This window comes from Serratia sp. PL7, from assembly GCF_945957435.1.
This window is the reverse complement of the sequence record NZ_CAMFLB010000017.1, coordinates 134,595-148,487: the sequence shown is the minus strand read 5'-3', so window position 1 is coordinate 148,487 and position 13,893 is coordinate 134,595. Positions and strand designations below refer to the sequence as shown.

Below are 13,893 nucleotides of genomic sequence, written 5' to 3'. Positions count from 1 at the left end.
CCGCATGAATAAATTCCTTTTTTCTTTTGCCATGCTGGCATTTTCTACTCATTGCTTTTCCGCAGCAAATATGGAAATCTGGCCGGTCACGATTTCTTTTACTGGTAGTGCTAAGAACAGCGTTTTTTGGTTAAAAAACGTAGGTAGTGAAAGTGTCAGTCTGCAAGTCAGGGTATTGAACTGGCAACAGGCAGACTCTAAGAACTTGTATTCGGAACAAAATGAGGTTTATACGGTACCTGCTTTTACCATTATCCCGCCGCAAAAAAAGATCCCGATAAGGATATATGGTATCAAGAATCAAGGCGAAAAAGAGCATGACTTAAAGGTTATTATCGACGAGTTACCGACGCCTGATGTAAATCAAAAGAGCACACAGAACAATATAAAAATCCGCATGCAATATATTCTCCCCCTGTTTGTCTATGGGCAAGAGTTGCAACCCGCTATTCTTCCTGGTGCAGACGGTGTACCAAAAGAAGAACATCATTTAATCTGGTCTGTTAAAAAAAATACGCTATGGATAGAGAATCATGATAAGACGCACGTAAAAATCACCTCCATTGATTTTAAATGTGGAAAAAAAGCATGCTATCACCAGGATATTCCCGTCAGCTATGTTTTGCCAAATGCCAAAATGGCGTTCGTACTCCCTCATGATCATTTAATTCCAGCTGCTGCAAGCGCTTTGGAAATTCATCCATCCAGATAAGTAGCAGCAATTTTCCCTGCGCCTGGCTGAGAGCGAGAGCGAAATGATAATGAATAAGATTACGTTATCTCTGCTAATCATAATACCGACGGCGATGGTTCATGCAGCAACCTACGTTGACACTATTCCCGCCCAGAACAACGCAAGGCAGGACCATATTTTCATGGTCAATATTAGCGAAAACGGGAAACATTTGCCCTATCCTGAGCGGGTCATCATGAATGGCAGTATGATTGCTCTGTCTACAGAGACTCTGGACAGCCTACACATTCGTTATGCAGGCTATCAGGTAAAAGATCACTATGTGGACATCAGCAAAATCAGCGGTGTCACCGCCATTTATAATGCCAAAACGCTGGAGTTGGCGATTGATATCCCTCCAGATTGGATACCATTACAGCTCGTTAAAATCCCTGATCGCTGGAATTCCCCCTATTACGCTGAGAATGTAACACCAGGCTTTGTTTTTGATTACGATATTTATGATGAGCACCCTCGTAACAGTAGTTATTTCTCTTCCTGGATGAACGGGCGCTACTTTAATCACTTTGGCTACGTGAATCTTTCCGGGCAGTATATCGATCTCCATCAAGGAGGGCACGGCTATTCCCGATTCAAGCGGCTGAATACCAGTTGGGTTTTCAATAATCGCAACAGTGCACAAAAACTGATACTTGGTGATATTCAAACCGATTCTGGCAATGGTTTTGGTGGTGTCTACATGGGGGGAATTCAGCTCCGTCGGGACTACACGCTACGCCCCGATATTGTCACTTATCCCTCTCTGCGTCTGAGAGGCACTGCTTCGACGCCCTCTTCGCTAGACTTTTTTGTGAATGGCTATCGTTCGGCCAGTTCTCATGTCGATCCTGGCGCTTATGTTATCAACAATATCCCTTTTATTAATGGTGATGGAACTATGACGGTAGTGACCACCGATGCGAATGGTCGGCAGGTCTCTAGCCGTATTCCTTACAGTATCCAGACTGACATGCTGCGTCCTGGATTAAGCGACTTCAATTTTTCAGTTGGAGCGCTGCGCTACAATTATGGTTGGCAGGATGATCAATACAAGAATATCGCCCTCAGTGGTACTTATCGCTATGGTATGACCGACCGCCTCACCGCACTTTCCCATATTGAGGGCGCGGACGGGTTGAAGATGATGGGGGGCGGAGTCCAGTTCAATATGAATAGCTGGGGCCGTCTTGATGCCACGGTTACCATGAGTGATGCGCAATACTCGCGGCGAGGTGCCAGAGAATACCTTGGTTACAGCAAACAATTCCAGCGCGCCAATATTAACATCAGTCACATCCGCTCAAGCGGCGGCTACCGGGATTTGGACAGTTTTGATTCTGATTACGGTAGTGCATTAGCCTCGGATCAGATCTTTGCTTCTTATGCACTTGGCGCTTCGGCTGGCGTCCTGGGGGCTGGGCTTATATATCAGCGCGATGATATTGGCATTACGCATAAAATAGCCAATCTGTCTTACAGTACCCTTGTCGCCAACCTTTTCAGTCTGTCGATTTCCTACAGTAAAGCCTTCTCTGAGGACCGGGCGGATAACTTTATGCTAGGGATATCACTTCCTTTCGGCAGTAATACCCGAATCGGTGTACAAAATATGCAGAGCAACAGTAACGCCAGTACGAATGTCGTTTCACTGACGCATAACTCCGGTTCAGAGCTAGGGGTTGATTGGGATCTGAATTATAGCCGCGAGAGAAATGCCGACATGGGCTATCGCGATATGTCTGCCACTTGGAAAACGCCAGCGTTCAGCGCCAGTGGTGGGGCATATGGTTACAGGGATCTGACGCCATGGGCTGGGCTGCAGGGGAGTGTGGTGTTTATGGATAAAAGCGTCTTTTTCACCAAAACGGTGGGAAATGCGTTTGTCAAAGTGGACACCTATGGCGTAGAGGGGGTCCCGTATTACCTGGATGGAGCCTTGAAAGGCAAAACGAATAATCAGGGGATTGGTTTTATCAGTGACGTCGTCCCCTATGAAAAAAATCTGGTCACGATCGATCCTTCCTATTTGCCTGAAGATGTCAATGTCACTGACGTGAGAAAGAGTTTCTTTGTGCCGGAAAACTCGGGTTACAGCGCGAAGTTTTCCCTACAAAACTTGAATGACCAAGTATTGCTGCGCCTTGTTCCGCCACGTGGAGTGACTTTCACATCAGGAAGCGAGATCCAGGATCAACATCACCATACCGTCGCGCTGTTGGGTAATGGTGACTTGGTTTCAATGAAAAGGCCGCGGGTGACCGAGACTTACACGCTGGTTTCGGACGGACAAAAACGGTGTTCCTTCCAGCTTTTCCCCCAAAATAAACACGGCATTGAGGTAGCGACATGCGCACGATAACCCTGCATTTTCTTTTGCTGGTGCTTAGCCTGACTTTTGTGCCTTCGACTTGGGCTGCTACCCTAAACTGGTCTAGGATCTGTGATATTAGCTGGACGGATGAGGTAGTCGATTTCACTGCGGGTGGGGCAGTTTCTCCGTTGGATCTGGCCGATACCCCGCAGGATTACAGCCAAGCGGTTCATGTCTGGTGCTATGAAGCGCCCGATATAACCAGCGGAGATGCTCAGCATATGGGGTTAGTGGTAGAGCAGCAGCATAATAGCGCGACTTCTTTTCTGGCCATGTCGGCAAATCAGGCGAACCAAAGTTTATTGCCCTTTGTCTTTTGCCTTGGTAATCATGGGTCCAATCTGCTTTGCGTCGATACGGTGAATAAAAAATTAACCTACAATTGGGGAACGGATGCATCTGTTCCTTCTCTGATGCCGCAGATTTTTCAGAAAGTCACCGATGGAGAAATGCCTGATGATTGTGCAATAAAGGGAACGTGCGGTAACGGTCGTGTATTCCCTATCCCCAAAGGGCCATATGTTTACGTTGCGCATGTGCATATCACCACCGATCCGAAAAAGATTTCCTTATCGCCTCCTATACCAGGAGCTTACTCTGATAAAATTACTCTTCGTCTCGACGGGCAGGTGGCCTCTGGCCGCTGGTGGAGTCCTGATATTAACATTGGTGGTAATAACAACCCGACGGTTACCTTGGCGGCAACGCTGAAAGACGACTGCCGCATTATCAATACCCCAGATGTGCATTTTGATGGTGCCTTTTCATCGGAGCTGACGCAAACGCAAGATATTACCCTGCGTTGTACTAACACGACCCCCTATACCATTAGCTTTCAGGGGGAGAACGACAGCATTGGTTGGCACCAGATGAAATCACAGACCTCGGATACTTTTTTACGTTACCAGATGTATAAAGATGAATTACATACTCAGGTATGGGATGCAAATCAAGCCGCGGGGGAGGGTAATGGCAAAGAGCAAAAATTGAGAGTCTTCTATGCTACCGATCCATCACAACAGAATGTGCCGGCGGGGAGCTATAAAGATACCGTTACGATGACGTTATCCTATTGATTATTAGTACGTTGAACCTGGAATTCAGGAAAGGTTAATCTGGATGAGCAGAGAGCGTTTACTGGCATCCACCACTTACGGGGACATGTACCCTAGAAGATTATTTCAGGATGAAAGGCAACAGGAATGGCTCAGTAGATTGCTCTAGTAGAGTGATAAGTTCGGGGTCCATATATTGGTAGTCATCAGGTATATCGAGAACATGCAGCGGTTTATGTTCCAACAGGCGGCGATACTCGGCCACCAGCCGGTTTTTGTGTTTTTGCTCCATGACAAAAATCATATCTGCCCAGTGCAATAACTCCGGTGTCACCGTTTTTATGGCATGACGGCTGGTCCCGGCCGACCTTGCGGTCAGGCCGGGAGTCCGCTGCCAGATGCGTTCTGCGGTAGGGCTGCGCCATTGATTACGGCTACAGACAAACAGCACATTCATGGTTATTCGATCTCATCGAGTGCGTTACGCCGGGCTACGGCGCGGGATATCTGCGGATACTCTATGCCTAATTGACTCGCTCGCGTTATTTTATGTGAGCGGGTGTAGAGCATTTTCCACCGCTTCTCTTTGGTGAACTTGGGTTGAAAATCCCCCATCTCACGGTGTTTGTTGCGTTTGTTATTAACCAGGCGCCAGGCCCGGCCACGTATGTCAGTCATGTTAATGCCTCATCGGTGTTATCGGGGTTCAGCAGCCGCGATAATACGAGAGGTAGTGCAGCAGCATCATATGCCGCCCGGTAATGCTAACATTTCGGCTATAAACAATAAATCGTCTTGATCCCCCAGATTGAAGTCGAGCGTACTGATTTTGCTTGGCTCCCTCGGCCATTGTGCTGATAGAGTGAGGAGCTGGAAAAGCGACAAGGAGGTTTCCCAATGAATAGGCCAACCTGGGAAGAGTTCAGTTCGCTCTTTGAGGATCCTAAGCAAACCAAAGTGAGCCAGGTGCAAGCATCGCTTATTGCGCGTCACCCGGACATTCTCAGTGGTTGTGGTCCTGAGGATGATTATCTTGATGTTTTCAGCAGCGTGTTTGACATCGCGCTGGATTGGACGGAGGGTATGGGCGTATTTCTCGAATACTTGGCGGAGTATTTGGGGCCTGACGTTTTGACCGTCGAGATTGACGATGATTATGAAGTTGCAACCGTTTGCTTTGCGGGGCGAGAGCACCTGTTTAACTGTTCCGAAGTGGGCAGTGAAATGTTTGACGCCGATTTGGAAAGATTGCAAAGGCTGATGAGAAGCCGCTATGTGTTCCGGTTATTCTTTCAAGGTGCGATCGACGATACGCTGAGATTCCTGGTGATCCCGGCTAATCTGTGGGAGCGGGCAGAAAAAGATTACGGCATGCAACGAACCTCGGCTTGCCTCATACCTTATGGCAGCTTGGTATCCCTTGAGGGCTATGATGCAACGCGTCGGTGGAAGGTGCCCTACAGCAAACTTAAGCTGTTCCAGTTTGCCATTCCTGTGTTGATGGTGCTCGGTGCCGGGATTGTGAGCTTCTATAATCCCCCCTCTGCGAATACATCAAGTGAGTTACCCACCTGTGAGAGTATGCAGAAAGTATTCGGTAAGCTGTCAAAATCGCAAGCAGAAGCGTTGATCGATGACATGCGGCGAAAAAATACCTGCAAGCCTTAACTTAAGCGATTTCAGCCAATCCAGATGATCAAGCAGAAACAGCGATCCTGGCGGTCTTAATTGTTTCACCCTCACACATTTTGCGACTATTCCGGATCCATCGCTATAGGTATCGGTGGTACAGTGGCGCGATTTTCATTCATTTGATGTTTTTTTGGCTGTTGAACGCCGAGGTGTGAGTATGAGTAAGTTTATTGCAGCGGGCCTGCTGGCCGTTTTACTGTCCGGGTGTGCTACCGAGTCGCCTTGCGTACCGGTCTATGATGACCAAGGCCGTCTGGTTCATACCAATACCTGTATGAAAGGCACCACCCAGGATAACTGGGAAACCGCAGGGGCGATTGCAGGCGGGGCGGCAGCGGTGGCTGGCCTGACATTGGGCATTATCGCGTTAACCAAATAGTGATTTTTTAGTCGGGGCGCAGCGTCGGCGCCCCGATCCTATTACTGCTGTTGAGCCAGTTTTTTGCTGTCACAGCCGGTACTCTTGCATTCCCGCTCTACGCTTTTCAGAAAATCGATACGGCTTTGCATGGTCTTGTTTGAGCAAGCGACATTGATCATGGAGTCGTCGCTACATTGACTGTCCCGATTTTTCAGCCATTCGATCTGCGACTGCTTCAGCGTCTGCTTTTGCGGCTGAGTCAGTAGCCCCATCACCTTTTTGTATTGCACATTGATCTCTTGATCCAACTGCACCATCTCCAATGCCGCGCAGTAGGTCACGTCATAAGGGGTACGCGGGCTGTCACAACCCCCGGCCAACGCTGTGGCAGAGACCAACAGCAGCGAACATCCCAAGATTGTTTCTTTAATCACTTTGCACTTCTCCGTGTTTGGTTTTGAACTGGCTACACAGTAAACCAATGCCCGCGTTTGCAATAGCCCGATCGAATACAAATATTCAACCGGGCTTATGCAGTGCCCTTACTTAAGTCTTAGCTCTCGGTTTGCGGTGTGACCTTTTGCTTATCGGAGTTCATACAGCTGTAGATCACCGGCAGCACCAACAACGTCAGCACGGTAGCGAAGCCCAGGCCGAACATGATCACCACCGCCATGCTCTGGAAGAAAGCATCGCTAAGCAGTGGGGCCAGGCCGAGTACGGTGGTAAAGGCCGTCAGCAGGATAGGGCGCAAACGCGAGGTAGAAGCGTCAATGATGGCCTCCAGGATCGGTTTTTCCTGTCGCTGTAACCCGATCTCCTCTACCAATACAATGCCGTTACGGATCAACATGCCGCTTAAACTCAACAGGCCAATCAGCGCCATAAAGCCAAACGGAATACCGGTTAGCAGGAAGCCTACGGTTACCCCAATCAAGGCCAGTGGAATGGTCAACCAGATGGCGACGGCATTTTTTAGTGAGCTGAACATCAGCACGGTGATGATGAACATGATCACAAAGGCCACCGGCAGGCTGGTGAACAACCCTGCCTGGGCTTCCTTGGTACTTTCATAGTCGCCGCCCCAATTCAGTTCATAGCCGCGCGGTAATGGGATGGCATCAATATCCGGTTTGATGCGTTGCAACAGTTCGGCAGAGGTTTCACCGCTCTGGGAGCTCGGATCGGCCTGAACCGTCAGGGTGCGTTTGCGATCCCGGCGCATGATCAGCGGATCTTCCCACTCGGTTGTAAAGCCGTTAACCACGTTGTCGATAGGAATAAACGCCTGCCGTGCCTGGCTCCAGATCATCACGTCGTTCAACCGTTCGGCATTCAACCGCTCCGAGTCCGGCGTTCTTAACACAATCGGCATTAACCGTGTGCCATCACGATATAGGCCAACGGCGATCCCGCCAAAACTCATGCGCAGTGCACTGTCGATTTCGCGTTTATCCACCCCTAATTCACGGCCAAGATAATCCGAGAACTGCGGACGAATGACCTTGCTGCGCTGTTGCCAGTCGTGCATAACGCCGTCGGCATTGGGGTCCGCGCTGGCGATGGTTTCTGCCTTGGCCGCCAGAGTTCGCAGGACGTTGGGATCCGGGCCGATAAAGCGCGCCTCAATGGAACTGTTATTCGATGGCCCGAACATGATGCGTTTGGCCTGGGCGTTCACCTGGGGGAAATTGTTGCGTACGTAGCCCTCTATTTGGCCGATCATACCCGGGATCTGGTTGAGCTGTTTGGCTCGTACCATTATCTGTGCATAGTTGGAATATTGCCGCTGCGCGTTGTAGGTGAGCATAAAGCGCATTGCCCCCTGGCCGATGGTGACCATGGTATCGCTGACGCCGTCTTGCGCCTGGATATGCTGCTCGATCTGGGCTGCAATCTTTTCGGTGTAGGCGATATCGGTGCCGTAGGGCAGCCAGAGATCGACGAAGAAGATCGGCGTATTGGACGGCGGGAAGAAGCTTTGGCGCACGTTGCCAAAGCCGATCACCGAGACGACCATCAACGCAGCCAGCACCCCCAACGTAATGGTGCGCTGGCGCAGCAGTTTGCCCAACAGATTGCGATAGACACGGAACAGCCAACCATCATAAGGGGATTTGACCGGCTCATCGGGTTTTGGCTCGGCCATTTTCTGTTTTTCAAACGCCCATTTGGTGAATACCGGCGTCAGGGTCAAGGCGGTGAACCAGCTCAGCATCAGGGAAATCAGCAGTACCTGGAACAGTGACTTACAGTATTCCCCGGTGGCATCGTTGGATAAGCCGATCGGTGCAAACGCCAGAATGGCAATCACCGTCGCCCCCAGTAGCGGGAACATGGTGCGTTTGACCACGTTATTAATGGCCTGCAGGGTCTTCTCACCCTGTTGCCGCCCAACCAGCACGCCCTCGACGATCACAATGGCGTTATCCACCAACATACTTAAGGCGATCACCAGCGCCCCGAGCGAAACGCGCTGCAGCTCAATGTTGAACAGCTTCATGATCAGCAGGGTGCCAAGCACGTTCAGCGCCAGCGAAGCGGCGATCACCAGCCCGCTACGCACCCCCATAAAGATCAGCAGGGTGCCGACCACGATCAGCAGCGCCAGCAAGAAGTTCATGATAAAGCCGTTCACCGCGCCTTCTACTTCATGGGACTGATCGTAGAAAACGCTGATATCCATCCCGGCGGGGCGTTCTGCTTGCAGTTGGGCCAACCGGGCCTTGACCGCCTCGCCCACCACAATCACGTTCACATTCGGGGCAAAGGATACGCCGATGGAGAGCGCAGGCCGCCCGTTGGCACGGTAGATATTATTGGGGGAGTGGGTTACGCCCTGGCTGATAGTGGCGATATCGCGCAGGTAAACGCTGCGCGGGCTGCCTGGCTCGCTAATCAGCAGGTTCCCCAATTCTTGCACGCTGGCAAATTCCCCGGTGGGATGCAGCCTGATCGACTCGCTGCCCACCAACAGATCCCCGGCGTTGGATACCACGTTCTGTCGGCTCAACAGATCGTAAAGCCGCTGTGGGATAATATTGGCGGCAGTCATCTGGGCGCGGGAAATCTCAATCTGCACCTCTTCCGGGATCACCCCGACAATCCCTACCTTACCTACGCCCGGCACCACCACTAACTCACGGCGTAGCAGCTCGGCAAAGTTGCGCAGCTCCTGATTGCTAAAGCCATCGCCATAGAGCGAGAAGAAGAAGCCGTACACATCGCCAAAATCATCGTTCACTATCGGAGGGCTGGCACCGGGCGGTAACCGTATCGCGGCATCGCCAATGCGCCGGCGCAACACATCCCAGATTTGCGGCAGTTCAGCGGCACCGTATTCGGCACGGATATTAATGGTGATCTGCGACAGCCCCACGCTGGAGATGGAGGTAATGTTGTCGATATAAGGCAGTTGCTGAATGGCATTTTCCAGTGGCAGGGTGACTTCTTCCTCCACCTGCTGGGCCGAAGCGCCGTCATAGCGGGTGACCACCACCGCAGTCTTGATGGTAAAGGCCGGATCCTCCAGCCTGCCGATGTTGAGAAATGCCAGCACGCCGCCAATACCTAGCAGCAGGATCGCCAGCCAGATTCGGGTGCCGTTGTTGATAAAGTTCTCTGTCAGTTTCATTACAGACCTCGCTCACGGACCCAGGCGCGCACTTCCTGATTTGGGCGCAGTTCGCGAGTACCGGCGGCGACAATCCGTTCACCATCGGCCAGACCGGAGACGATCTGTATTCCGTTCGCGGTCAGTTGTCCGGTTTCAACCTGACGAGATTCCACAAACAGTTTGCCATCACGTTCCTTGATCACCCACACATGGGGCTGATTGCGTGGGCTGTTATCTGGGTTAAATATCGCTTCTACGGGCACAATGACATTGGCCTTCTGCGAAGCCCCGGCCAGATTACCGAGATTGATTTTCACGCTGCCGCTCATTCCCGAGAGTAGTGGCAGATCTTGTGGGCGCGGCATGGTCAGGGTCATTTGATAGGTCAATGAGCCCGCTGTGGTATTGGTGGTGTGTTCTTTATAGCGGGCGGTAAACTCGCGGCCTGGCAAGTTGTTCAACAGAACAATAGGTTGGTACTGTGCATTGTTTTCATCAATCACAATGAACAGATTTTCGGGGATGCTGAAGACTACATCCAGCGAATCCAGCGAGTTCAGGGTCGCTATCGGTTGGCCTGCCGGGATCACTTGATAGTTACGGGCAGTGAGCGTGGCAATCACACCGGTAAAGGGGGCACGGATTTGCATATCGCTCACTTCTTCCCTGGCCAACTTCAAGGCGGCCTGTGCCGAGTCACGCGCTGCGCGATGAACATCCAGTTCGGCACGGGGAATAACATTGCGGGCACTCAGGGTGGCGAAACGATTGAACTGAGCCTGCGCCAGATCGAATGTGGCCTGCCGATCACGTAGCCGCAGGCGTGCGTCATTGCTGTTTAGTTCGGCAATCACTTGCCCCTGGTTGACTCGTTCGCCTTCGCGCACCAGCAATTGCTGCAGTTGCCCTGGGCGCTTGAAGGCCAGGTCGGTACGGTCACCTGCGATAATCCTGGCAGGGAAGATGCGTACTCCTTGCTGGGCACTGTTGCTAACCTCAAAAATGTTCACCGGACGGACGCTTGCGGGTTCTTTCGGCGTCTCTCTGTCACAGGCAGTAAGAAAAAGTGTGCAAAGCACAACGGCAACCAGTTTTATATTCATGATGCAATCTCTTAGGATCGGATTTTAGGGGGAGCGATGAGTTAACTCGTTGACCATATGCATCACGTCTTACCGCTCGTCTAGGCCAGCTCCGGCCTTTGTTCACGCTGCTGCGAGAACTTAATCTTGCTACTGTGACCGTAGGACACAACCACTTCGGATTTCACGCACTCCCGGCGCTATTCCCCTTACCCACTAGCGGACGTGCGCAACCCATATTGTTTCCTTCAGTTTCAACCACTCGTAGACTCTTCAAGCTTAGTATGCCGTTTGCCAATGTGAGTAAATTATCTTCAGTTGATGCCGTCGGCCCGGTTTTTGGCTATGGCTAATCTATCAACGCTAATGATTTCCCGACTAAGATAATGAGTACCCGCGGTGGCAGGATGCCGATGATGGTACGGATTAAGAAGATTCCTGGTTATGATCTGAATCATTTTCCGCATTATTGTGTTGGCTATGATAAAAAGCCCATTGCCGTACACCTCGCGTTATCAACATTGCAAGTTGCTCCGCTTTCTCCTTCCGATTATTACCTCGTAATACCGTTTAGATTTTCTTTAATATCTTTCGTTCTTGATGCGGGGCTGATTTTACGCTCAGGGAATTATCCTTTATTAATTATTGTTATTTTTTACGGTATATCTAGTAGCGTATTTTTTATTGTATTCAATCTTATTGTTTAACGAGAAACATCCTGTATTAGCGGTGTTATGATTTTTTTGTAATGTGGCAATTGCCACAAAAATTATTATTGATCTGCTTTAAACGTCGGGCTATCCTTGGGTCATAACTCTTTTGAAAGAACGAAATAATTCAGTTTGACCTAATTTCTTGCGCTTTAATAAAGGTATGGTTAATCGTGCCTTTATATCAAGCGTAGGATTACTCTATCACTGATGATAGATGTTACTCGGGCTGTTTTTGTTTCACTTTTATAAAAAGGACGATACTGTGAAAAAAGTTAATACCTTAGATGCAGGTGCAATTGTTGGTGGTAAATGTAAAAGAGTCTGTGCTGTTGAGTATGTGGGTGGCGCTGGTGGTGCTTGCTATGTCGTTAGAACTTGCCTGGATAAGAATGGCCGAATTGTGAGTCAGACTAGCTCCTCTGTTGATCCTGCCAACTGCCCGGCTGGTCGACCGTAAGCTCTTCCTGAGTTTCAGGATATAAGTTTGGGCTGGTGCGATAGGATTTTTGCATCGGCCTGTTTGAAAATGGTGCTTATTGATGGACAGGGATGTAATGGCTGTTGGCTTGCCAACGGCGCTACGTGCTAAATAAAAATGGCTATCCCTCCGTTATAAGATCTCATTGGTGTGCCTTTTTTAGGATGTACGGTTTATGTTCAAAAGACCCCTGCTGCTTCTCATTTACACCTTGGCGATTATCGTTATTTCCTCGTTGATCACGACGGCCTATTTCCACTATTTTGTATTGAATCAGGGCATCGAACAGCAAGCTCTGGTTGCCGTCAGCGATGACGAGATCAAAAATAGCCCGATCAACGAGAGTAATACCATCGTCGAGATATTCTCTTACGGCTGCCACTACTGTGCCATAAACGAAGAGAATATTGCCAAGCTGGAAGCGCGTATGCCAGTAGGTACAAAACTGGTCCGCCTGCATCTCAATAATGCACAGAGCAATGGCCTAGCAAGTTTCGCCCCATTATTTGCCACCCTGACGGTGATGGGCATTGAACCGCAGCACCGTGAAAGTGCCTATAACGCCGTCATCAAACAAAAAAGCGATCTGAGTCATCCTCAACACCGTGATAGCTGGTTGGCGGAGAACGGTATCGACCTCGCGGCTTATCACGCAGCCAGTCAAACTCCGCAGGTCGCAGAGTTGCTGCGCTATATGACCACCGTGTCCGATCACTACAAAATCAACGCGACCCCAACCTTTATCGTCAGCAAGAAGTGGCTGGCCCTGCAGGATCGCGATTTCCCTGAGTTTGCCGATCACCTGCTGTCGCTGCTGCAGCATGATAAACCGCTGGAGCAATAATGCGTTTCTTTGCCGTGTGGGTTTACCTGGCATGGAGAGATGCCTTGGCAAAAGTCGCGCGGAGTTTTTTGCCGTTGCGCAGAGCACAGAACAAGACCGTTTGCTGGTTGCTGCGGCATGGTGATTATCGTTGGTTTCTTGGGCTGGCGGCGCTTAGCCGCTGGCTGCGGTTGAGTAACCGGGGGGAACGCAGGCGTGCTTTTGTGGCCGCAGCCAATAAGCAATGCCTGATTAACGATGGCCGCAAGGTGGATTTTGCCAAGATCAGTCAGCGGCGTCGCTTGCTGGATCTGGCCGCTGCCTATGCCGGTAATGCCCAGCTCCTGGCCCAGTTGGAGCACTGTCAGGTGCAGCTCAACGCGGTAGTTGAGCCCTTGCACCGAGCAGGGCAACCGGTGGTGCTTGCACCGCTGCATATGGTCTCTGACGTGCTGGCTGGCATGGTAGGGGCCGGGGTTTTTCCGGGGCAGGCAACGGTAGTGGTTTCTGCCAGTGCAGAGGTCTATCAGGAAAGAACGCGACAGCAAGCGGGAATTAACCTGTCTTACTGCTCTATCCATGACGATAACCGGGCGATTGCTGGTAATTTGACGAGCGCGATTATGGCGGCGGCCGATCATCAATGCAATATCATGATTTTCCCCGATATCTCGCCGGATTACACCGTCAATACCAATGAGGCAAAAACGGCGAAGCTCCGTTGTCGCCTGTTTGATCGCCCGGCCAACCTGCACAGCGGCGTTATTCGAATCGCCAGAGCCTTGTCTGCGCAGGTGGTCTCTTATTACCTGTATTACGACCAGGGAATAAAGATCTACATTGATCCGCCGATAGCGGCCTGCAACCTGAAAGCCAAACTGCCGGAACTGATTGAAACGTCGATAGTCAGGCACCCTGAAGATTGGCTGTTATGGCACTCACATTCGTTATTTTTTATCAATGAATAAC

13 protein-coding genes are annotated in these 13,893 nt (G+C 50.5%); 8 read left to right on the top strand and 5 right to left on the bottom strand.

What is annotated here, in order from left to right:
- Positions 1–4: 4 nt before the first annotated feature.
- The 3 genes from N6G83_RS38960 to N6G83_RS38950 are packed head-to-tail and all read left to right on the top strand — an operon-like array spanning position 5 to position 4,180.
- Positions 5–712 carry a molecular chaperone gene (locus tag N6G83_RS38960; protein WP_211136029.1) on the top strand — a complete coding sequence of 236 codons (708 nt, stop codon included), beginning with the start codon at positions 5–7 and terminating at the stop codon, positions 710–712.
- A 49-nt stretch (positions 713–761) separates the two neighbouring features.
- Positions 762–3,092, top strand: a complete 2,331-nt coding sequence (locus N6G83_RS38955) for a fimbria/pilus outer membrane usher protein (RefSeq protein WP_211136030.1) — start codon at positions 762–764, stop codon at positions 3,090–3,092.
- Positions 3,080–4,180: a spore coat U domain-containing protein gene (locus tag N6G83_RS38950; RefSeq protein ID WP_074029753.1), complete on the top strand. Its 1,101-nt coding sequence runs from the start codon at positions 3,080–3,082 to the stop codon at positions 4,178–4,180. The genes N6G83_RS38955 and N6G83_RS38950 overlap by 13 nt, the downstream gene beginning before the upstream one ends.
- Before the next feature lie 100 nt (positions 4,181–4,280).
- Here N6G83_RS38950 and N6G83_RS38945 read toward each other — a convergent pair whose 3' ends face one another.
- Together N6G83_RS38945 and N6G83_RS38940 are read right to left on the bottom strand one after the other, a co-directional pair.
- The gene (locus tag N6G83_RS38945; RefSeq protein WP_065684463.1) at positions 4,281–4,616 is read right to left on the bottom strand and encodes a low molecular weight protein tyrosine phosphatase family protein; all 336 of its coding nucleotides are present in this window, start codon (positions 4,614–4,616) and stop codon (positions 4,281–4,283) included.
- 2 nt (positions 4,617–4,618) lie between these two features.
- The gene (locus N6G83_RS38940) at positions 4,619–4,837 is read right to left on the bottom strand and encodes a hypothetical protein (protein ID WP_024531042.1); all 219 of its coding nucleotides are present in this window, start codon (positions 4,835–4,837) and stop codon (positions 4,619–4,621) included.
- Positions 4,838–5,056: 219 nt separating this feature from the next.
- Between N6G83_RS38940 and N6G83_RS38935 the strand changes: the two genes are divergently transcribed.
- Both N6G83_RS38935 and N6G83_RS38930 read left to right on the top strand, forming a co-directional pair.
- The gene (locus N6G83_RS38935; RefSeq protein ID WP_211136031.1) at positions 5,057–5,827 is read left to right on the top strand and encodes a hypothetical protein; all 771 of its coding nucleotides are present in this window, start codon (positions 5,057–5,059) and stop codon (positions 5,825–5,827) included.
- Positions 5,828–6,008: 181 nt separating this feature from the next.
- Complete coding sequence (locus tag N6G83_RS38930; RefSeq protein ID WP_021179822.1) at positions 6,009–6,230, top strand: hypothetical protein; 222 nt, start codon at positions 6,009–6,011, stop codon at positions 6,228–6,230.
- A gap of 41 nt (positions 6,231–6,271) precedes the next feature.
- On the opposite strand, the gene N6G83_RS38925 is transcribed toward N6G83_RS38930, so the two are convergent.
- The 3 genes from N6G83_RS38925 to N6G83_RS38915 form a co-directional block, all read right to left on the bottom strand.
- Complete coding sequence (locus N6G83_RS38925) at positions 6,272–6,646, bottom strand: lysozyme inhibitor LprI family protein (protein WP_024484999.1); 375 nt, start codon at positions 6,644–6,646, stop codon at positions 6,272–6,274.
- Positions 6,647–6,765: 119 nt separating this feature from the next.
- Positions 6,766–9,846, bottom strand: a complete 3,081-nt coding sequence (locus N6G83_RS38920) for an efflux RND transporter permease subunit (RefSeq protein WP_211136032.1) — start codon at positions 9,844–9,846, stop codon at positions 6,766–6,768.
- On the bottom strand, positions 9,846–10,931 hold the full coding sequence (locus N6G83_RS38915) for an efflux RND transporter periplasmic adaptor subunit (protein ID WP_211136033.1): 1,086 nt from the start codon (positions 10,929–10,931) through the stop codon (positions 9,846–9,848). Before N6G83_RS38915 ends, N6G83_RS38920 begins: the two co-directional genes overlap by 1 nt.
- Before the next feature lie 392 nt (positions 10,932–11,323).
- On the opposite strand from N6G83_RS38915, the gene N6G83_RS38910 reads away from it, so the two are divergent.
- The 3 genes from N6G83_RS38910 (at position 11,324) to N6G83_RS38900 (ending at position 13,892) form a co-directional block, all read left to right on the top strand.
- Positions 11,324–11,617 carry a hypothetical protein gene (locus N6G83_RS38910; protein ID WP_211136034.1) on the top strand — a complete coding sequence of 98 codons (294 nt, stop codon included), beginning with the start codon at positions 11,324–11,326 and terminating at the stop codon, positions 11,615–11,617.
- Positions 11,618–12,276: 659 nt separating this feature from the next.
- Positions 12,277–12,945 (top strand): DsbA family protein, encoded by a 669-nt coding sequence (locus tag N6G83_RS38905; protein ID WP_024531047.1) that lies wholly within the window; start codon positions 12,277–12,279, stop codon positions 12,943–12,945.
- Positions 12,945–13,892 carry an ABC transporter gene (locus tag N6G83_RS38900; protein ID WP_211136035.1) on the top strand — a complete coding sequence of 316 codons (948 nt, stop codon included), beginning with the start codon at positions 12,945–12,947 and terminating at the stop codon, positions 13,890–13,892. Before N6G83_RS38905 ends, N6G83_RS38900 begins: the two co-directional genes overlap by 1 nt.
- Position 13,893: the final 1 nt, after the last annotated feature.